Annotated in this window: 18 protein-coding genes; 1 reads left to right on the top strand and 17 read right to left on the bottom strand. The window is 47.3% G+C overall.

Features of this window, described 5'->3' with window-relative positions; genetic code table 11:
* Positions 1-5 precede the first annotated feature (5 nt).
* The 12 genes from GKR71_RS08230 to traL all read right to left on the bottom strand — a co-directional run bounded on the left by GKR71_RS08230 (position 6) and on the right by traL (position 10,113).
* Entirely contained in the window at positions 6-518 is a 513-nt protein-coding gene (locus tag GKR71_RS08230) for a S26 family signal peptidase (RefSeq protein WP_022609810.1), read from the bottom strand.
* Complete coding sequence (locus tag GKR71_RS08225; protein ID WP_001044650.1) at positions 502-849, bottom strand: hypothetical protein; 348 nt, start codon at positions 847-849, stop codon at positions 502-504. Before GKR71_RS08225 ends, GKR71_RS08230 begins: the two co-directional genes overlap by 17 nt.
* A complete protein-coding gene (gene traC / locus GKR71_RS08220) occupies positions 842-3,241 on the bottom strand; it encodes a type IV secretion system protein TraC (RefSeq protein WP_024008831.1) in 2,400 nt (799 codons plus the stop codon). The genes GKR71_RS08225 and traC overlap by 8 nt, the downstream gene beginning before the upstream one ends.
* Positions 3,241-3,933, bottom strand: a complete 693-nt coding sequence (locus GKR71_RS08215; protein WP_031500474.1) for a DsbC family protein — start codon at positions 3,931-3,933, stop codon at positions 3,241-3,243. The genes traC and GKR71_RS08215 overlap by 1 nt, the downstream gene beginning before the upstream one ends.
* Before the next feature lie 131 nt (positions 3,934-4,064).
* The gene (locus GKR71_RS08210; RefSeq protein WP_154634125.1) at positions 4,065-5,003 is read right to left on the bottom strand and encodes a nucleotidyl transferase AbiEii/AbiGii toxin family protein; all 939 of its coding nucleotides are present in this window, start codon (positions 5,001-5,003) and stop codon (positions 4,065-4,067) included.
* A complete protein-coding gene (locus GKR71_RS08205; protein ID WP_431665932.1) occupies positions 4,996-5,829 on the bottom strand; it encodes a type IV toxin-antitoxin system AbiEi family antitoxin in 834 nt (277 codons plus the stop codon). Before GKR71_RS08205 ends, GKR71_RS08210 begins: the two co-directional genes overlap by 8 nt.
* 177 nt (positions 5,830-6,006) lie before the next feature.
* Positions 6,007-6,393, bottom strand: a complete 387-nt coding sequence (gene traA, locus GKR71_RS08200; protein ID WP_154634123.1) for a TraA family conjugative transfer protein — start codon at positions 6,391-6,393, stop codon at positions 6,007-6,009.
* The gene (locus tag GKR71_RS08195; RefSeq protein WP_154634122.1) at positions 6,390-6,962 is read right to left on the bottom strand and encodes a TraV family lipoprotein; all 573 of its coding nucleotides are present in this window, start codon (positions 6,960-6,962) and stop codon (positions 6,390-6,392) included. Before GKR71_RS08195 ends, traA begins: the two co-directional genes overlap by 4 nt.
* 74 nt (positions 6,963-7,036) lie before the next feature.
* Positions 7,037-8,305 (bottom strand): TraB/VirB10 family protein, encoded by a 1,269-nt coding sequence (locus GKR71_RS08190; RefSeq protein WP_442959409.1) that lies wholly within the window; start codon positions 8,303-8,305, stop codon positions 7,037-7,039.
* A 23-nt stretch (positions 8,306-8,328) separates the two neighbouring features.
* Positions 8,329-9,228, bottom strand: a complete 900-nt coding sequence (locus GKR71_RS08185; protein ID WP_442959408.1) for a hypothetical protein — start codon at positions 9,226-9,228, stop codon at positions 8,329-8,331.
* Positions 9,209-9,823: a TraE/TraK family type IV conjugative transfer system protein gene (locus GKR71_RS08180; protein ID WP_442959412.1), complete on the bottom strand. Its 615-nt coding sequence runs from the start codon at positions 9,821-9,823 to the stop codon at positions 9,209-9,211. The genes GKR71_RS08185 and GKR71_RS08180 overlap by 20 nt, the downstream gene beginning before the upstream one ends.
* Positions 9,824-9,831: 8 nt before the next feature.
* The gene (gene traL / locus GKR71_RS08175) at positions 9,832-10,113 is read right to left on the bottom strand and encodes a type IV conjugative transfer system protein TraL (protein ID WP_000433891.1); all 282 of its coding nucleotides are present in this window, start codon (positions 10,111-10,113) and stop codon (positions 9,832-9,834) included.
* A gap of 287 nt (positions 10,114-10,400) precedes the next feature.
* Here traL and GKR71_RS08165 point away from each other — a divergent pair, with 287 nt between their 5' ends.
* The gene (locus GKR71_RS08165; protein WP_154634120.1) at positions 10,401-10,988 is read left to right on the top strand and encodes a plasmid-related protein; all 588 of its coding nucleotides are present in this window, start codon (positions 10,401-10,403) and stop codon (positions 10,986-10,988) included.
* A gap of 26 nt (positions 10,989-11,014) precedes the next feature.
* Here the strand turns inward: GKR71_RS08165 and GKR71_RS08160 are convergent, their stop codons facing one another.
* From GKR71_RS08160 to GKR71_RS08140, 5 genes are all read right to left on the bottom strand, one after another.
* Entirely contained in the window at positions 11,015-11,650 is a 636-nt protein-coding gene (locus GKR71_RS08160; protein ID WP_000033753.1) for a DUF4400 domain-containing protein, read from the bottom strand.
* Positions 11,637-12,197 carry a conjugative transfer protein gene (locus tag GKR71_RS08155; RefSeq protein ID WP_154634119.1) on the bottom strand — a complete coding sequence of 187 codons (561 nt, stop codon included), beginning with the start codon at positions 12,195-12,197 and terminating at the stop codon, positions 11,637-11,639. The genes GKR71_RS08160 and GKR71_RS08155 overlap by 14 nt, the downstream gene beginning before the upstream one ends.
* A 9-nt stretch (positions 12,198-12,206) precedes the next feature.
* Positions 12,207-14,027, bottom strand: a complete 1,821-nt coding sequence (traD, locus tag GKR71_RS08150) for a conjugative transfer system coupling protein TraD (protein ID WP_000661885.1) — start codon at positions 14,025-14,027, stop codon at positions 12,207-12,209.
* Between the two features lie 47 nt (positions 14,028-14,074).
* Positions 14,075-16,225: a MobH family relaxase gene (gene mobH, locus GKR71_RS08145; RefSeq protein WP_154634118.1), complete on the bottom strand. Its 2,151-nt coding sequence runs from the start codon at positions 16,223-16,225 to the stop codon at positions 14,075-14,077.
* A gap of 90 nt (positions 16,226-16,315) precedes the next feature.
* Positions 16,316-20,359, bottom strand: a complete 4,044-nt coding sequence (locus tag GKR71_RS08140; RefSeq protein WP_108479649.1) for a DUF2357 domain-containing protein — start codon at positions 20,357-20,359, stop codon at positions 16,316-16,318.
* Positions 20,360-20,362: the final 3 nt, after the last annotated feature.

Raw genomic sequence — 20,362 nt, 5'->3', positions numbered from 1 at the left:
ACCTCCTACCAAAGCGGCCAAGCGCGACCGACAATCTGCTCGCGCTTAACGGCATTCCAATAGCGGGAGTCGAAACTCGTAGCAGCCTCGCCGGAAAACCAATATTCGTTTTCTTGCAGCGTCAATGAGCGGCTAAATTGTGATTCCGCTACACCAAGTCGCTGGGCTAATGCCATGCCGGTAGAGACTTCAGCACCGTTCACCAGCACATGCTCAGGCGTCACCTTGACTTCATCCCCAGGCATCCCTGTTAGGCGTTTCAGCATCCGAGTACCGTCGTTATATAACGGAGCAAGTCCTTTTGAGTGGAAGGCATACAGACCATCCTTAACGGGCTCTTTATTCCATAGGTCAATCAGATACACCGTGGTATCAGGCAGGCAGCGCTCTTGCTGGGTATCAATACCTATTCGGTAGCGCATCATGGCGTAGGTGCCTACCAAGGCCATGATTAACGCAAGAACGGTCAACCGAATGAGATATGGCCGCCAAGGCATTCTTTTACGGAGTATCTGCATGAGACACCTCCTTTGAGCCTACTGGCACAAATACAGAATCATCAGCACCCACCACCGCTTGGGCATCCAGCACGATAAAACCGGCTGCTTTTAGCTTTTCAATTTGCTGATTGGTCTGAAGCAATCTGGATTCGATGTCTTGTTCGCTTGCATTGGGGCCCAGTGACAACACCGCCTCCCCAAAATCCACGACTGCAATGGGCGTACTTAACGCCAACTGGCTGTGGATGGGTTCGAGTGTTTTCATTAAGAGCCAGCTGGTCATTAAACCGCTACCAGCAATAGACAAAGTAATAGAAGCCATAAATGGCCAAAGCGTGGTCTTATTCATAGCCTCGCTCCTTTAACAACTGGGATATGGCATCAGCAACAGAAAGGCCTTTGCGCGTTAACTGCTTAATCGCGTTTACATCTTCTGCACGGGACGAGTACAACAGCTTGTGAAACGGATCGACGATGAGGCGGCCAATCCCGGTGCCCATCTCGGTAATAAAGAAAATTTCGGAATAGACACCCGTGACGGTATGAACCGTTTTCAGGTATTCATAACCGCCTTCACCTAATGGCAAACGTCCTTCTTTTTTGAGCGCGTTGATGGTTTCAGCTTTTTGGCCAAGCAAGTACATATTGGCCGAGTTTTCAGCGATGGCTTTACCTGTAGGGCTGTCATACAAATCGTTGACCGACTGCGTTACCGTTACAGCACTGCCGCCATATTTTCGAAATCGACGGTAACCCGTCTCGATGAACTTACCGACATCACCTTGAGTCAGCAGATCCCAGGCTTCGTCAATGAACACAATCTTGCGACGATCCCGCTCACCTAAGTACATCTCCTGTTGGATTTGGTAGATAAGCTGAAGCAACACCACTTGTTGTAGATGCTTACGCCCCTTGAGTTCTTCTAACTCCAAAACGGTGAAACGGTTTTTGAAGCGAATATTGTTGTGGCCATTAAAGAAGCGGCCATATTCGCCCTGTGTCGTAAACGGATAGAGCTGCTCACCCACGTCTTGCACTCGTCGGTCTTCATGATTTTTTAAAGCCTCTGCCACATCATCAACCAACATCGCACGACCTTTTTTCTCCCACAGTTCACGGGTCTGACGTTTTAGGTTGGCCATCTGAAAATCGGTTAATGACTGCGTAGGTGCGGCCATTGCGGCCAATAACCCAACCAGTACATCCGCTTCTTCGTCATAGTCCTCAACGATTTCAAACGGGTTTAAGCAAATGCCACTGTCCCGCCCGAACTGTAAGAACTCTCCGTCATAAACTTCACACAGCTTTTCATAAGAGCGGCCAACATCAATCACCCAGCATTGCCCGCCTTCAGATAAGTAGGAGGAGATGATTTCGTTCACCAGGAAAGACTTGCCCGACCCCGATTGCGCCGCGATGCAACAGTTGTAATTACTGCCCGAGTCATAAAGGGACACACTCATGATCTGACCATTACGGGAAACAAAGTTAATCACCGGCGTGCCAGTGCCTTTCCAATCCGCAAACAAAGGCAACAGAGGGATGACATGCCGTGTCGCCATGGTCTTGAATCGAAACAAGTCGTTCATCGCCTGGCGGTCAGCACCAAATGGCAAGGCATTCAGGAAAATGGGCAAACAGAAGTACTTGTCTTCCATCAGCTCAAATCCGAGCTCTTTGAAATAGGTTCGAGCATTTGAAACAGAGCTGATGGACGCCTCTTCCGTCGGGGAAAACAGCGTTAAGGTCATATTTGCCCGAATAGGACGATCACCTTCTTGCAAAGCTTCAAAAAGAACATCAAACCCCTTTTTCTTGGCTGCAAGCACCGGCACAAACTTGAGCATCGGGCCATAGGCCTGATTGACCGCCCATTGACGCTTCGTCTCTAAACGAGATCGCATCGCCTCAGCTGAGGGAAAGTGAATGGTGACATTTAGCAAAAAGCTGCCGCGTAAACCGCGACTGCCCGTCATCATATCGCCCGCAAAACTTGCGGCATGACCAAACCAGATCCGCTCAGGCAAGCGCTTAAACGATAAGGTTTTAACTCGGTAATCACCCAGCATCAGACCTTGGCTATCCACCTTGATAGCTCGGTCATAATCCAACACTTGCTCTCGAAGTGGTTTATCTGCCTCACTGCGGATTGGTGATGGATTGCGCCAGGAAGCATCTTTTCCCCAGTTAAGCTGAGCACTTAATGCCGCGAGCCAATTTCGGTCAGTCATCTCAGTGACGCGAAAACCAACCGTTGCCAGCGCTTGCGAGAAAGAAGCCCGAAGCGCGGATGCTCGACTCAACTCACGCTCCGTCGGAATAGGACTTTCCAAAGGCAATTTGCAGGTGACGATCAGTTGAAAGTTGCGAACCTGAGTCTGGGTCGATTCTTCTATCGGTTGAACCGTGCCCCCATCGAGAAAATCCGCACGTTTGCGTATCGACGCCCTGAGTAATGGATCGGATTGACGATGCCGTAAGCCCATCATGCGCTGAAGGTCGGTTTGAATATCAGGCGAGGCGTACAGGCCAAATTGCAGCAAAGTGTCTTTTGGCCAGTCGTTGTTGAGTAGAACATTAACCCTGTCTGCAACAGACTCATCACCACCCGGCAATGGGTCACATAGAAAACCAAAGCCAACACTTTGGTCTTCCATGAAAAACAGTTGCTCATCGTCTGAATAGGCCAATACTGGCAATAGCTCTGAAGCGCGTTGCCCTGAATACAGAGAGGCTTTCATTAACGCCCCTCCAACCAAGCAGAAAGATCATAAGGACGGCCTCGGCTGATGCGACCATCATTGGCGACGATGAAAGGCACACCTTGAATGCCCAGGATTTGAGCCGTCACCAAGGTACGCTGCATTGGCTCTAAGTTGCAGGCATCATCCTGCTCTAAGTTACTAATTCGACCATTGAGCAATGCATCGGTGGCCGCTTTTTTGTCACGCGCACAGCCAAGCTGGCGAACCTGACGCTCTGAATCAGGACCAAGCACTGGCACAGGAAGTATTTGGAAGGTGTATTCTTTGGTTAGCGGTAAAGCTTGTTTCAAAAGCTCATGGCAGTGCGGGCATCGTGGATCAACAAAGACCACCACTTTCTTTTTGCCTTCGCCCAGCGTCAGTGGGTTCAAATCATCCATTTTTAAGCCAAGACGACTTAAGTCCAGCGTGTTTCCCGCTTCTCGAATTTCTTCAAGGCTAGTAAGCGGCTTTTTCGACCAGGCATCATAGAGCGTGCCATCAATGACGAACCGGCCACTGTCTGACATGAAAACAATACGGCCATTGCTTTCAACCGCTTTCATACCCGTGACCGGCAAAGAAACCATGCCGTCAATTTTGCCAACGGGCGACACTTCAGACACTGGTTCAGCTTGAACCAAAGGAGACAGCGCAAGCGCCAGAATAATTGGAGATAGTTTTCGCATGAGGAGTCCTCGTTAATGTAAATCGAGGCTCCAGTCTATGCAGTTGTCCTATGTGGACTCGGTTAGATAGATTGAAGAAATCGCAATCTAACTAGGGGGCTTATAGCTCGTTGAGGTTTGTTATAAACGAATTACTCGGCGTTTGCGTTAACAAGCCAATCATCAAGCACTTGCTTCAATTTATCTAATTGCTCTTGATGTTTTGCTTGATTCTTTGCCAATTTGTTAATGTTCTGCAACTTCCAACGAATCGCTGGCAAGTCTGCTGCATTAGGATAGTCAAACAATGCCCAGTCAGGTTGCCCTCTTTTGAATGACATAAGGAAAGCATGATCCCTTTCTGTGAAATGTTTTTGCAGTTCAATTAACATCATGGGCCTAACAGAGGCTAAGTCTTCGCATTCAACTTTTTCAAAAGTCATTCCGTCAAATTCTGCCTGAAATTTCTCATTTAGAGGCTGCCAGTTTGGCGACATGACTTCATTAATAGGCCGAGGGTGACTTAATGTATAGGTTAAAAAACCCACCAAAATCTCTCTCGAAATCCCTTCACTGCCAAGTAACATACGCACATCAAATAAGTCGCGAGGATGTTGGCGATCCATTGCAGCACACAATTTTCCACCATACAGATCGGGAAGACTGGCTACCTGAATCTCAGCATAACCAAACTCGTCTTCAACAGACTCTTGAACTGGCATTATTTCTGCACTATGCAATGTACCTCTGGCGACGGGCGACACTTCAATTTTGATCGTCGCAACCGGACTTGATACAACGATTCTCAGTTCATCAGCTTTATTATCCTGAAATGCCGCTCGGATATCTGGTTGAGTATTGATTCTGTCTGTAATCCGTTGCAATGCAGCCCTGACATTAATCAAAGCCTCATCTCTTGGTTCAAGTGGAAGATAAGCAAGATCAATATCTACAGATAACCGAGGAAAATCTCTCACAAATAAATTAATGGCTGTGCCACCTTTAAGTGCAAAAACCGTCTCTGTGGCTACCACAGGCAGCATTCTTATGAGCAAAGAAACCTGTTTGAAGTATGGGCTATCTTTATCCATTATGTTGTTCACCTTTTTTGACGCTTAATATCTCTGGCACTGTAATTTGATATCGCTCATCAAAACGTCCTTTTTCGACAACCTGCCGCTTTCCTGCACCCAATTTAATTCTTGTTTCATCTATGCGATTGACCCACTGGTGATCGTAGTATCGACCCAGAAATAGAAATATTCGGTTTGCCTGAACAGAGCTGCTTCGCTCAAGAATATCTTGTACTTTTCTAGGGCTAAGATTGACTAAACCCTGAAATAATTCTGCGACATGCTCAAATGAAATCAGCTTCCCAATCCCGTCTACCACTTCATAGGCAGCAAGTTCTGCACAGCTGACAGTGAGTTCTTTCTCTTTAACCGTGATCCTTTTCAAATCTTTCTCGGGACTCACTTCAAGCTTATGGTTTCCACAGTAAAACCAATTCTGATAAGGGAATTCACGAAACCATTTTGGTAAGGACGACTTATTTTTAACGGAAATCCAAACTTGCTCTTTGTTCAGCTGTAAATAGTGACTCAGTCCTTGGTGAGTTAAGCTGCTCAATCCAGCCAAATGAACTGAAACGCCCAATTGCACATCTAATGCTTGAATGGCATCAACCCAAGTTGGCTTTCTATCGCCCTGCGCATCTGGACGATAATACACGCCAGAACATAGCTTCTTTAGCCAACCGTTCTGCGCGTACTTTTGAGCCAAGGAATAGCTCACGCCGTTTTCAGTCAGCCATTGCTGAAGTACTAGCGCACCAGGAGAAGTATGAGCAACAAGCCAGTTTATCTTAGATGACATTTTAACACCCAAAGTATGAATATCACGAACAGTATAAACCATATAGTTTATTGTGACAGTGATTTTAACACTTTAGGTATTAATATACCAAATACTGTAAACCAAGCCCGCTAATGCGGCGTTGTTGAAATGAAAAGGTCTACAGAACATCACCAATAACCCGATGTTGTGTAGACCTAGTTTGATTACCTTAAGTGAAGTGCCTACTGTGGCTCACATTCAGGTGCCCAGTAAAACGGCGCTGATCGCTGGAACTGCTGTGCCAATGACTTTTTGAGTGCTGGCAACGACAGGTAAAGTTGCAGACATAACACTTTCAACGACGGTTGGCGTATTGTAGAGACCCATACCGCCACCAATGCCCAAGGCAAAAGCCATCAAGCTTTGGCGAGCGATACCGCCCACAATACCCACCAGAACCATGGCTCCCGCTACGATCCGTCCCAAAGTACCTTGGGTCCAGTCTTTTAGGGTATCCCACACATCAGTGAAAGCATCACCACCAGTGCCCGCAAATGAGGGCTCCGAAATCATTAACGCCATTAAACCAAGCGCACCAATGGTCATTAGGCGCTGAGTTTGAATGGTGCGAACTGCATTTGTCATTCGTTAGTTTCTCCGTAGATACTCAAGTTATCGCGCTTACCATCAACTCCCGCTGAGGCTGAATCGCTTTGAGTCTGAAGTGGACGTAGCACTGGCGAAACCGTTCGAGGTGCTGACACCCCAATATCCCACCGGCGCGGTTCAATTTCGGTAAACACGTAGCTGGATAAATTCAGATCCCCACGATCATTCTCCCAAGGCGCAATCCAAATCCGCATTACCCTTGAAGGAATGCGAATAGGTGCAGATTGCTGCGTTTCGGGTAATGCTGGATGGCTCAGCAGTCCTGTCTCTAAATCAGATTGTGAATACCCAGAGGGAGAACCAATTCGAGTCGCCACAGCATCAATCGTCTTGGGTGCAGCGCCATTACTGGTAAGCTCATAGACTTCACGAGCGGATAAACAGCGCACACCGTCAGGCATACCTGGGCATCCATATTCACTACTCCCAAGACCCAATGAACTACAGCCAGACAATAAGGTTGAGCCGACTGCCAATAAAAGTAATCCAGCTTTAGACCACTGTTTTGACTGGTGCTTTGGGTTGTTCTGCATTGATGTCGTCATGGTTAACTCTCCTCTGGATACACATCTTATTGTCTGAAACGGACTTCGATCGGTTAGCAACATGCAGGATTTTTTCATCTTCTTGCACCTACCCCTTGCGAAGCGGCCAATGACAACGAAGCTCCACGAGTGACTATGACTTCAATTTTCCTTGCAGCGTCTACCTCTATGACTGGGAACATATTTTCAGCCATGTCCAAATAGAACTTGGCCACTCGATCCAATGCTTTACCAGTGCCTTTAATCGCAGCGCCTTGTAATGCTTCTTGGCTCATGACTTGCTGGTACAGCTGAGTATCACCGGCATTACCTGTCTGAATCGTCGGTACAGGATTCACATCAAATGCGCCTGCCAAGCCCTGAAGGAATCCGGCCATCATCGATTTGGCCACCAGCTGACCTTGTTTCGACACCAATCGGCCACGAATACCGGCTTTGCCGTCTTCACCCACGGCATAAGAATCCAGTCGTGTTTCAATGACGCCACCATCTTCTCTCACACATGAAATGGTCTCGCCTCGCAAATAAGCACGCTCAGAGCTCAAATCACCATAACCTGCGGCGATCAAGAAACACTCTTTGATATCCGCTCTAAATCGGTTGGGTAAAATGGCTTCCTTTTGAATCCTCAGCAATGCAGGAAAAGGTTCGCGTCTTGCGGACTCGTGAGTAGGTGCATCCAAACCCGTGATCAAAGTACCTGAGATGATGCTGCCCGCCGGTAGATACAAAGGCGGCGCTTCTTGCACAACAACGTCTGGTTCAGCAACCACTTCAGGCTCAATCATACGAATCGTGATTGGCGGCAATGGAACATCTCGTGCTCGTGTACCTTGACCATTGACTGGCTGCTGATAGAGCGGATCAGGCAGCGGCGCATTGGCAAAATAGTCGTCTGGGTTAGACGGCAGTGGCCTTTCTTCATTTGGCAATTCCATGGCAGATAAAGGCACTTTAAAACGGTTATTTGTGCCTTCAACTGCTGCATCACCTCCAGCGCGAACATCATCAAGTTCTGCTCGAAGGCGGGCCAGCTCCGCATTGACCTCACTTGGTATAGAAGGCGAACCTGGGCTTAGCCGTCCTGAATCGACGTCACGACGCAAGCGCTCAACTTCACGACGTAACTGTTCATTGCGCTCACTGAGTAGTTTTACGTTTGCAGCCAAACTATCGACCCCAACATCACGAGTATTGGTATCCGTAAGAATGTGCCGGATCGTTTCCTGCCGGTTCCGACTGCTTGAGCCATCGTCAGGATTAGGTGAAAACACCATCACCATAAGGATGAGACCACCAGCAATACCAGCAACCGATAGACCCCGCTTCATGTTCGGGCTCATTTGTTCCCATTGTGCTTTCATCGTTACTTACCTCCCACAAGAAGCGAAGGTCGCTGACTTTCCACTGGTTCTTCACGATGATTGCGAACAACCACATACAACTCAGTCTTTTCACCCGGCAACAAGATATTGCGAGGCCAGTAGGCGCTTGCCACTATATCTGGTGCATGACAGGCTATTTCACTGGCTTCTATCGGCTCATCGGCAAAGCTTTCAACCAGTCCTACATAGACGGTGAAGTAATGTCCCGTCACAATTTGCCCCTGCTTAAAACCAAACTTTAAGCCCGGCTGAAAACATTTTGGGCTTGTGTCAGTTTGGCCAGCTAAACGGATGTCATAGCCTTGTGGTAACTCATTTAGTGCAAGGCGTCTGAGTAAGTCACGTAGGTTATCGACGTATGGCTGAGCCGTTTCCCAAGTGGCGGCTTTTCGGTTCACGACGCCCTTAATAGGCCACTGCTGACCATCAATAGCTAAGGTGATTTCACGCGGTGGAATACGACGAGGTACTAAGGTGACTGATAATGCGGGCGCTTCCTGACCAGGCGGAGTGATGTAAAGTGAAACCGGTGATTCTTTGTCCGTGGCCACATATACAACATTCCCCTTGATTTGCGTCTGAGCATCACTGGTTGTTCTTACCTGAGGCGATTCAAACGGCGTCACAATCCGGTTCAGATGGCCAAGTGCTACAGGGATCAGTTCATTAATCCCCGGTGTCATCAGCAGCGTTGTTGGCACATCCGTTGAAGCCGTATTGGTTTGAGTCGGTGGATTTGCAGTAGCAGACTGCTTCATCACACTGGCTGGCACAATCGGCAATTCCACGTCTGCATACGACGCTTGAGATAAAAGGACTCCACTCAAGCTCATTGCGATTAAGCTTGGTGTTATCCATCGACTAATTTTGGTTCGCATCATTCACCCTCCGGTTTTGCTCTTGGGTCAACTTTTCACGAACTCGCTTCGTTCTAGCTTGCCCCTCATACGTATCCATCCAATTGAGTTTTGGACGGTATTGCTCAATATCGATGTCAAACTCATAGGTGCGAGTTTGGCGCTGTTCATCTCCAGATGGTCCAGAGACCAAGGAATAACCGGTCACAAAGACATGGCCGGTTTCATACTCATAGTCCACTTGTCTGGGTTGGAATTTGAGCGTGACTCGGTCTTCACGGATCTGTCTTGCCTGAATCTCCAGTGCATCGACCACTTGCTGGTACACCGCAGGTGAAAGTAGCGGCTCGATAGCAACCCGGATAAAGGACACATTGCCCGGCGTCACGTTGCCCATAAGCTCAGCCAGGTAGAGTCCCCAAGATTCCAGGTAAGGCTGAGTGGCCTGGTTTCGTGACACTTCAGCCGTTTCAGACAAGGTTGGTGGTTGAATGGCCACCACGGTATTGCGAGAAAATGCCGCTACCGCAAGCAGCAAATTAGATAGCACCAGCACTGCAATCAGGAACCGCTGCCATCGGTTCTCTAATTGCGTGCCTTGCCATGATTTTAAAAACACGTCGAACTTCACGGCAGATAGCTCCTGATAAATGGGTTAGGGATCGTCTTTGCTTTGGTTGGCAACAGTCCGGCCCAGTAGATGGCGTGAAGAATAAAACCATCTGGGCGGCCATCACGAAAACGCCGATAGAGCTTGGTTGTTACCAACCCCAACAGGCATAAAACCAAGGCATTACCGGTAAAAATGCCGATCACTAGCCCCAACAGAATGGGAGCCATCTCATCGGCACTCCAAAGCAGGAAGTGCGGCGGATCATCGATATAGGACGGAATACTCACAGGTTCCATAGTCACTCCTCGTTGTTTGAATTGAGAAGTGAAGAATGCCTTGGGATTGGCAGGTTCGGTGGTCAGCTAGATGCCGAATTTTTGAAGGTTTTGAGGGTTCTACTCAGACAATACTAACAATTGATCTTTTTGATGCGGTTGATATGATGAGGATATTGGTCGTGTCGAGACCAGCTGCCCACTTTAGCAAACCCGGACGGGACGACATGCATATCAAATTTATTTTTTGCTTAGGTTTTTCTGCGACCTCGGCAGTGGGCACCGTATTCGCTAATAGGAGAAACTCAATGCAAATTACTAAAATCATTTCCTCTGCCACGGTTGAACGTTTAAAGCAAAAAGCACGAAAGCTTAAACGTGAAAAATCTATTCCACACACTCAAGCACTCGATGAAATTGCAATCTCTGTTGGTTTTAATCATTGGCATCAGGTTATACAAGCTAATGACGTACAGAAACCATCAGAAGTGGCATTATCTTCTGGATGTGTCATGGCTTTTGATGTCAAAGATGGTATGGATGTCGATACCAGTGATGGGGTTTTAATTGAAGACCACTTCTTGGAGATGCTTACTGAACAGCAGCTATTTGAAATTTATGCCAATTCCCCTGATGAGGACGACGAACAAAACAGGCCGCTAAAAGAAACGCTATCGGATTCAGAGCTTCAGGAGTACTTTCGAGATTATTGCTCATTCATGTACTTTCGTCTTGCCGAGCCTCATGCAAACAAACCGTTAAAAGAAGTATTGGCTCTTATACGACAGTACTCTTTTTGGATGCCTCAATATATTTGGCTTCAAGGCCACCTTATTGATACTTATCATTTGCCAGCGGAAGACGAGAATGGCAATACCGTAGGCGTAAGGTTTTAGCTCTACAAGATGAGGCCTGATGGGCCTCATATCTTCTTCTGCAAGTGACTTAACGCCAACCCCGCCATCAATGCCAAACCAATGATCAGCGACGGTAACACCACAGGAGGAATAGCCAGCGGGGCGAACAATCCCATAAACAGTAAGATGACACCTGAACCCAGAATTATCATGCTATAGCGGTGAATGATAGGGCTCGAAAAATCAAAGGTTGTCTTCTTAATCTTCCAGGTCATCAAGCCATCCCACAACGCCGGTAACATGAGAATAAGCGCAAAGGGCAACCAGACCATCAGCAACGCAAATCGAGTGAACACTTGGTACAACACATCAAAAAATGCCTGAATACGGTCTTCTACCCAGACAAACCAAAAGCCTCCCATGTTCTCCATCCCTTTAGAGCGCAGTCGCTGCTCTTCAGTGGGGATTAGAAAATCACGCACAGATTGCTCCATCTGCGTATCCACAACCCATGATTGATACCAGCCATGGCTAGTTTGACCAATCCAATAGCTCGTTTGTGCGCCCAATTGATTTTGGATCATCTGCTTCTCTTTACTAATGACCCGGCCAGTCCAATCACCGGGCACTAACACGCCAATGGCAATAATCTCCAGCATCAGTGCCAGACACAGCAGCCAAACCGACTTATGCTTGCTCATGCCAAATATCCTCTTCTACTCGCGCCAGCATGGCTGCAACGGTTGGCGTCATAATCCGGGCTTTAATCACTTGTTGAAGCCGTTTTGTCGTCGTATGGCCACTGACATAACGCACATCGATGCGTCCTTCAGCCAAATACGCCATTCGATTTGGACGATTACGAATCCATGTGTGGAAATACACACCATCTACGGCAGCCCACTCGAAATGGTCAGGATCACGCAGGCGAATCCCCGTTAAAGCACTGGCGGCAGTCCAGGTCAGTGCCTCAATGAAATGCCAAAGGCGTACACTGTCATCATCACAACTGACTTCTTCATAACTGCCCAAGCCATTGCAGAGACACAAATCAAAGGTGGAATGGCCATCTAACGTGAACGCATCCGTTAAGTAGTCCGCCAAGCAATACACCGAGGCCAAAGCATGAGGCCAGTCGGTTTCAAGCAGTCTTAAGGTTTCCTTGAACTGGGGGTTATGTTGCTGCCACTGAGCGAGCATTTCTTTACTGGTAAGTGTTGTCATTTTCAGACAGACAGAATGATGCATACAGACTCCTTATGCTGCCTGTGTAGAGCTGGTTAAAATTGGAATGCGGCCTTTGATCACGCGGCCACCTGAAAGCTTGGCGATGTACTCCAGGTTGGGGAGCTGGCCTAATAACTGCGGTGGAAACATATCGCCTTCTTCTTCCATCAAGCGCTCGCCATGATTGCCGGTAAACAACGCGGGGCTGTCCGAGTTGGACGACATACCTTGAGTTTGCATGATGTACTGCAACCGAGTTTTAGGCAGATTGTCGGTAATGTATTGCTGCGTTTCGGCGTCCATCACCCGAAGGGCTATCAAGTTGTTGATGTTACCTAACACCTGGCGAGCCTTAGCTTCACTGCCTGTACGAGCTGCAAAGTCAGCAAAGGTCTGAGTAGCAATTACACAACGCATTTTTGCGCCACGGCCTTTGTTGAGCAGTTGAATGAAGGGATCGTTGACGACTTCAGCCGCCTCATCGATGAAGATATTTACGGGACGATTTTCAACACCATAGTTATAGCGGTCACCGGCCACGGCGGTGAGATCGGATAAAAGCAACGAACCAATGGCGCTGCCAACCATGGCGTCGGTCAATGAATCCAACCCGATATACGCCACTTGGGCATTGTTGATAATACGGCCAGAATCCGTAATTAACCGGCTGTCATCCACATCGTTTGCAATCGGTGATAGCAATGGGCCTAGTTCACTTGATGTGAGCATATTGAGTACCGGCATCAGTGAGGCCACCATCTTGGAATAGTGGGTTCTGTCATGCTCAAACATGCTCAAAAGGCCTTCCAAATCGGTATTGGCGGCAATGGGCTGAATGCGTTCGTAGTAAAAAAGCAGCATCGCCATGGCTTGTTTAGCCAAGGTATTGGCCTTTTCGGTAAAGCGCTTGATCTCCACACTAAAGTTCGGATACACCTGCTCCCCCCAGGCTGTGACGGCTTTTACTACCAAGCCTTCTGGGCCACCTTCCAAGAATCGCCTCAGTGTTTTCAGATCAGGACGTTGTGACGTAAGCAACAAACCTTGCACGATGTTATTCAGCGCCATTTGGCCAAAGGCTTTAAATGGATCAGCACCGGTTTCAGATGGTATTAATGCCGCAATTCGGCTGGCAATTTCAGTGCCCCGGTTAAAGTTTCTAAGAGGATTAAGACGTACTGAATGCTCTGGAAAACCCGGATGAAAATACACAAAGCGCTCAGGACTACCGGCGGCAATACAGGCTCGCTGCGCATTATCCTTAAGTTCCTTGTCTCCCTTGGGGTCAATAATAATCACGGCTTCATTGCGCAAAATGGCCTGAGTGATCATCGCATCAAAACATCGGGTTTTTCCGGCACCGGTCGTTCCGACAATTAAGGTATGCCCCTCTGTGTGACCAACTGGCTGGTACACATCTTCTTCTTTGGGCTCGACACCATGAATCCAGGTCGAACCCATTTGTTTGCCGTGACCTTGGTTAAGCAAGGTTTGCTTATCCCGCTTTAGGATTTCATAAGCGCGTTGGGCATGGCGTTGGTCCCACTCAAAGCCATAACCTAACCACAATTCATCAGGATGTTTTGCCATCACCTTTTGCAAATGCGACAGCTCCATAAAAGCCAATGGTTTTCCTTTCAGTCCCTTCTGCAACTTATAAAGACGGTAAGCCTCAGGCAGGCGATACAACGCCATGCCCGAGGAAATCCCTGTCATCCACCAAAATGGCTCAGGTGGTAGCTCAGTCAGCATTTCTGCGGCAATTGCCCCAGTTGCACCAACCAGCCAACCTGCTGCTGCCATGGCTTCATAGTTCGTGCGCCAGGGCATCTCGTATGCGTTTTCTTTCATTCATTCTCCGCAAAATAACCGTTTGCAATCGCTTAATTTCAAATGGATTAACGTTTAGCGTGAGCGGTAAACAGAACCGTTTCCCCCTCATAAAACTGGCATTCGTCACTGGCCGAGATCCCCCGAAGCAGCTGTCCGGCTGGAATACCATGCTCATTTGCGACTTGGCGTAAGGTTTTAATCGTGACGCGAATACCATCGGCACTATGATCCACGTCTGGGTAATCGCCATCGGTCAGTAAGATGGGCAAATCTTTCACAAAATTAACCATCTGTTGGCGCTGTGCGTGTTTGGGGTCTGTACATGAGTTCGTATTGGGCGCTATCGGCTTTTGCTTACGCTCCGTTCTTACGGCGGGCTCCTTTGCTTGGCCATTGGTTGTCTCAGTTCGACTCGGCCGCTGTGAAGCCTCATCGTTCTCAATTACTGACACTGATTCTGCGTCTTGATTGGATAGATCTATCAGTGCAGTAAGCCCTTTAGAAATCGATACCTTCAGCAGTAACCCTTGCTCCTGAACGCCATCATTCGTAGTCACAGTTCTGGCCTTACGTGTCGGGTTTGCAGGATCTAGTTCAAGCCAGTCTAATCGACTGAGTTCAGCAAGCAGTTTTCGAGGAGCACACCAAGGCCTTACGGCATCGGGATAACGGATCAGGACTTGCTCACCAACCACAACCAACGCACTACCGGCCTCTGGGAGCCACGCCAAAGATTCAGGGAGATTCAATGCCTCTGCATCGTGCTGGTTTACGTTATTTGAGATAGCGCCATCATATGAATTGTTAGGCTTTTCACATCCATCACCCGGAACATTTTCATTTGCCTGTAGGTGATTAACATCACTGGCATGACTAAGTTCATCATCTTGCTCGGACGAGTTTGTCGATGGTGACTCATCCGATTTTCTATGTTCGATTGATGATGACTCTTCAGACAAGCCTGGCTGCTCACTGGAGCGACTCTGTGGCTCTACTTGTGTTTGCTGTGTTGATTCCCACTCAGATTTGCTAAACAGTCTCACGCTACTTGGTACATTCGAGCTGAACAATAAATCGGCCTCAGATATATGCAGCATGGGTAACCAGATTGGCTTGTCGTCTTTGATCAGAACTTCAGGGGCAAGGCTTTCATATCGCTCATTTGAGGCGGATTTAGTGGCCAATGCTCGCTCAATGAGGATGTCCGCAAGGGTATCGGGATCTCTTGGTATGCCTGGTATCTTGTCTTTTGCCAATAGCTCAATGATGTCCTTAGCCGCGCTTTTCCAAACCAGGTAAAGATGGGTTGATTGATTCGATTTTCGTATCCAAACTCTGGCGTCTCGCTGGTTGACCAGCCATTGCGAACTGGCAAGTAATCGCCTCATGGCATCAAGTAGATAGCGTTCGACTGGGACACCAAGGGCATTGTCGTCAACGGAAATTCGTTGAGCTTTCAGGTCTCGCTGGACACTGGTTTGGTCAGCTTCAATGACCAGTTTAGACAGGACATGTTCGGGATCAGTATTGCCAATTGCTTCCAACATGGCTTGCAAAATTTCAGGTCCCGGCTGGGTTAACCAGGCGAGCAACTCAGGTGTCATCACCCGGTTTAATACCAAAATTGAAAATTGCTCGTGCCGCTTGCACCGTCCGTCGCGCCAGCGAATGAAATAGCGTTCAATGCTGTTGTTACTGGTCCACTGGGATAAGGTTTCTAAAAAAGGGTTCCATTGATAGCGTCCATCTTCATCCGTGATGGACAAGTCTGAAACGGGCTTACCAATATCATGGAACAAACCGCCAAGAGCCGCTGCAACACGCCACCTTGGCTCTAGCTCTTTTTTCTCAACCGGTGTGCCACTGGCAACAAAGATGATCCCCTCAGCAGCTTGTGCCGCCCAGAAAGCAACTTCCAACGAGTGACGTAATAAACCACCAGCACCACTGTGATGATGATGCTCAGAAGCTGGCAACAAATGAACATAAGCAGCCAGATGATCAATGCAGGGCTGAATCAGCCTTTGAAACTCACGCTGGTTAAAGCCAAGTACCTGGCGCAGTTTGGCTATTAGCTCGTCTTGTGTGGACTGCAAATCCTCGGGTGACGCTGCTGGCAACCCCTTCAGGAATGGCGGATAGCGTGGAATTTCCGCATCCAGTTGCGATGAAAGCTCTGGTAGTACTTTGGTTTGAAAAAATAGGTTTTTGAACATAGTGAACCTCCGACACGATAGTGTGAAGGTTCACTAAGAAGACGATAACAAGATAGGTAATAAGAAATAGAACTTAGTTAACTTGACAATCTAGTCATCCGAAACAGATGTAATTCCTATCGAGCTTGCACCAGCGTCTCCCGTTAGATACATCCGCAATGCGTATAACAGATCGGGAGTGTTGCGGAACATTTCAGGCTTTTCAATTTGAAGGCTGATTCGGGACTTAAGCTCGATGTCACTTTCGATAACTATTTTGGAAACATCATCTACCAATGCCACATATTTTTTAGTCAGGTCATTATCTGGGGCGAAAATCATTTTGAACTCTTCGTCTTCAATCCGTCGGCTTCTCAGGAGTGCAAGAAGAAGTTCCAAGTGCTTACAGAGAGTCGCGATCTGATATCCTTTCCCATCATTAACAACCTTATGGATGTCGAACTCAAGGCAGCCATATAAGCCTCCAGATAAAGCTACGAGATCCTCTTTAGTCAATTTGTTGATCAGTGTTTTGGAACGCCAAAAAGCTATCGACAAAACCTCCATGGTAATGGATCTGGTCAGGCCCTCATTATCAATGGGGTCGATGACATTCTCCAACAGCTTTTGTTGGTATGGCAGTTCGGCATTACCGATGGCGAAAGCAATATTCTTGTAGTACCTCCGCAAAAGCTTTTTATCCTTCACAGCATCAAGGAGCCGGGAACCAACAATCCCGGGGGCATCCTTATGTAGACAACACAGAAAGAAGAAAAGCTCCTCTTTAAGGGTGTCCGGCATATTTTCTGACTCAATTATTGATATGATTTTTTGAGTACCTTCGAATATCGCGTTTCTAAAATGGTCAGGCACATCTGACTCTGAAAGGGAGTGGCCATGATTCCAGATGGTTAATGCTGGAAATCGGAGGCTGAAGATTCCTTTTTCAGCATACTCCATGGTTCTGGAAAGCTTCCGATTGATGGTATCCTGTGCCTTCTCCTGGAGCAGTGAGGGTAAGCTCTCTGAAAATGATATATTTGACCCGGAAGGACCTTTTTCATTAGTAAAAACATCCAGATAAACTGGGCATCCTTCATATAGGGAATTTTCATCAACAGCCTCAATAAATTGAGAACTGTGGCAAAACACACTCTCTCCATCAACATTGACTCGGCAATAGTATTTCCCGGTACGGTCAGTGGTTCCCCATTCCAAATAGCCGACTTTTCTTTTATTCAGGATAGATTTAAATTCCTGTTCATAATCGAACGAGATCAGATCATTCAAGCCTGCAATTTTGGAGCAACACCAGTCCAGAAGGTCAGAGAAGCTTTTGCCATCTTCTTTCGGGAATTGCTGAAAATCGGACCAGCTTTTACGGGCTGGAAAATCTGGAACCGGCAAGTTCTCAAGATCGGCTGCCTCACCCTCTGATGCTGAGCGCCATTCAACCCGTATAGATTTAAAACCTGCTTCCGCTGAATCCAACGGAATGAATTTCAATTCGTATGGATCATCCGCTCCATAGGTGTAGGTCATCTTCAGCTTGCAGGCCGTGGCCTTCTTCAAAGGGAATGCTGGCGATTTCAGGTATGCAACAAACTGCAGCTCTTTATTGCCTTCTCCCTGCTGCAGAGGAAAACTGTAATGCGTTTGTCCGGCTGGAAGAGTAAATGACTCTTCTACTGGTATATTCACAGTTCTGCCACGTTGCGGTGTTACTGTCGCATCTTTTACCAAATAGAAATTTTCAAAGTGCCCATCACGTACAATTCTGATCGACAGCTCTGGAAGATGATCACGCCAAAGGGCAATGTCATCAACTTCCTCCTGCCATCTGTTTAAAGTCTGGCAGCCTTTAATTGGTGACCATGCAGACCCCAGCCACTTGTAATCCATTCGCACATCAGGTTTCCTGATTGTATCCTCAAGAGGCAGGATAAAGACACCAACTCCACGACAATCCCTGTTTGTAGAGTTCAGGCAGTCACTGATAGAGTGGTTTGATAATATGTTGAGATCTAAATCCTGAGTCAGAGCCTCCCGAATAGAACCTGGTAAGTGATACCAGTGGTCATCTTTCACAAAGGACACTTCTCCTGAATCACTGGCTAAACCATCGAAGCCGAACAAATGGAGGAGTTCTTCAGATGTCTGGCAGCCATTACGGTCAAGATTGCGGGCCATGGCAGTATGAATGCCACTGTTTGGAATAGTAACCGTAGGATGTCGCTCCCAGCTCATTCCTTGTGTCTCAGGCAATATTTCGTCCAGCTCTTTTTGGTATATTGCCTGAACTGGGGTTATTGAAATGCCGCCGTCAAATAAATCAACCACCAGCACAAAATCATTCTCTCGGACTCTGTCCTGTACAAATTTCTTCGATGATTGCCATGCAAAGATAGCAGCTATGCTTTTGGGAAGCGGTGTCGATTCATCAAAATAAAAATTGACGCTTTTTCTTATTCCCTCCAGATCGAAGTCATTGCCCCAATCAGGGACAAGATAGGTCAGCTTGTCTGCCTTGATATAGTCACTCAACTTTTTAGTAAAAAACATCGATGCACTGCTTTTGGTGGCATCGGGCAGTGTTGAGCTATGTGAAAAGAGGCTCCTCATGCTGACCGTTTCAATATCGGAATGCAGGGCGATTGATTTTGCGCAACCGCAGTCTATTACCACCCCTCCATTAATATTTGTAGGCCAGTGCTGCTGAAGCAACCTGAACGGCAGGTGCGCCTGAGAACCTGTATTATTCGTGAAGGTCGGACGGATAGAACACAGGTCAACAACAGAGCTATCCATCCGTATTGGACCACTTTGATTATTTGTCGGTACAGAGTATTCAAACGGGGCATCCGCGACTAATGACAGTATCATCTTCGGTATCTCTTTGAGAGTTGTTGGCTCTATTTTTAATTTCTTTTTTGCGCCCTGAGCTTGCTCTATAACCAGACTCTCGGAAACGATCTTTAATAAATACTTATCCTCACCGACTTGTACCTTCCATTTATCACCCATCAAATTGAAATCGATAGGAATGATTCCTGCTGGAAGGGTTATGTCGTCAGCACATTCGCCCTGTCGGTTGATGCCGATAACAAAAGAAACTTCATCTCCAGTAGATAATGAATCGAGCTTGAGCTTGCTTGAAAGATTGTTTTGATGAAAAAATAAATCAACACCGCTTTCTTGTGTTACAAAGCCAAACTTCTTCTCATAGTTTATTGTTTTGATTTTTCCTTTGATCTTTGAGTCAGCAACAGGAAATAAATATCCCCTGACCGGCAATTCTGGGGAGATAGAAAAATTATCATAGTCGAGACCGACCGGCTGCTGAACGGTTCGAAAACGACCACTATGGTTGAGTAAGGAAAGGGTATTCCAATAAATAACACTGAGGATATCGCTATGGACTCTTTTGCTGTCCCCAGTGATCTGCTCGTCGATGGTTTGGAGCCAGAGCCAACCATCCCAGACTTTTCGATAACGCTTATCCTGAAGAAGTGTGTTGTTGGGCGGAAGATTGCCCCAATTGCCAATTTCAGCAGCATCTTCTGTTCTAAGCCAGCGCTGGAGGGAAACAAGCAGTTCTTCACAGGTCTCTTCTGCCGCTGCAGACAAAGCATACTGTCTTTCAATCAGAATCTGCTCCAGCCGGAGTAGAAAAGCTTTTAATAGTCGGTTTTCTGCCGTATCAACACTGGACCTCCGCCTGACAGCCTTCATATAAGGTTTACCGGAAAGTTTCTCGCGGAGTGTTCTTCCCGGCTGACGGCTGAGCCATTGAACACTTTTGCTGTCAACCTCTCTTGCCGCATGTATTGGCAGCATGGCATGTTCCCGTAATATCTTATCCCGAGTATGCTCCATGATTGCCAGAACTGATTCCTTTGAATGCGACACAATTCGATAGATACGGTCCTTTATCTCGCCCTCTGGTGACTCATCCTGCACCGATCTCTCCACGGTACTCAAAAAATCGACAATGCCAGTATGCAGGGCATGCCCTGAAACAGGATCGAAGCCCGAGACTTCCGTCAGCCACTTGCGAACTATTAGTATCCAATTGGCTTGGGTCTTTACCTCATCTTTATCGTTTAGCCCCCTATAAAGAGATTCAATCGAGTCAAATTCAATGGTTCTTTCCATTAT

Origin of the sequence: Providencia sp. wls1922, assembly GCF_009706505.1 — a bacterium.
In the GTDB taxonomy this organism is placed as follows: Bacteria; Pseudomonadota; Gammaproteobacteria; order Enterobacterales; family Enterobacteriaceae; genus Providencia; species Providencia lanzhouensis.
This window is presented reverse-complemented; position numbering and strand designations above follow the sequence as displayed.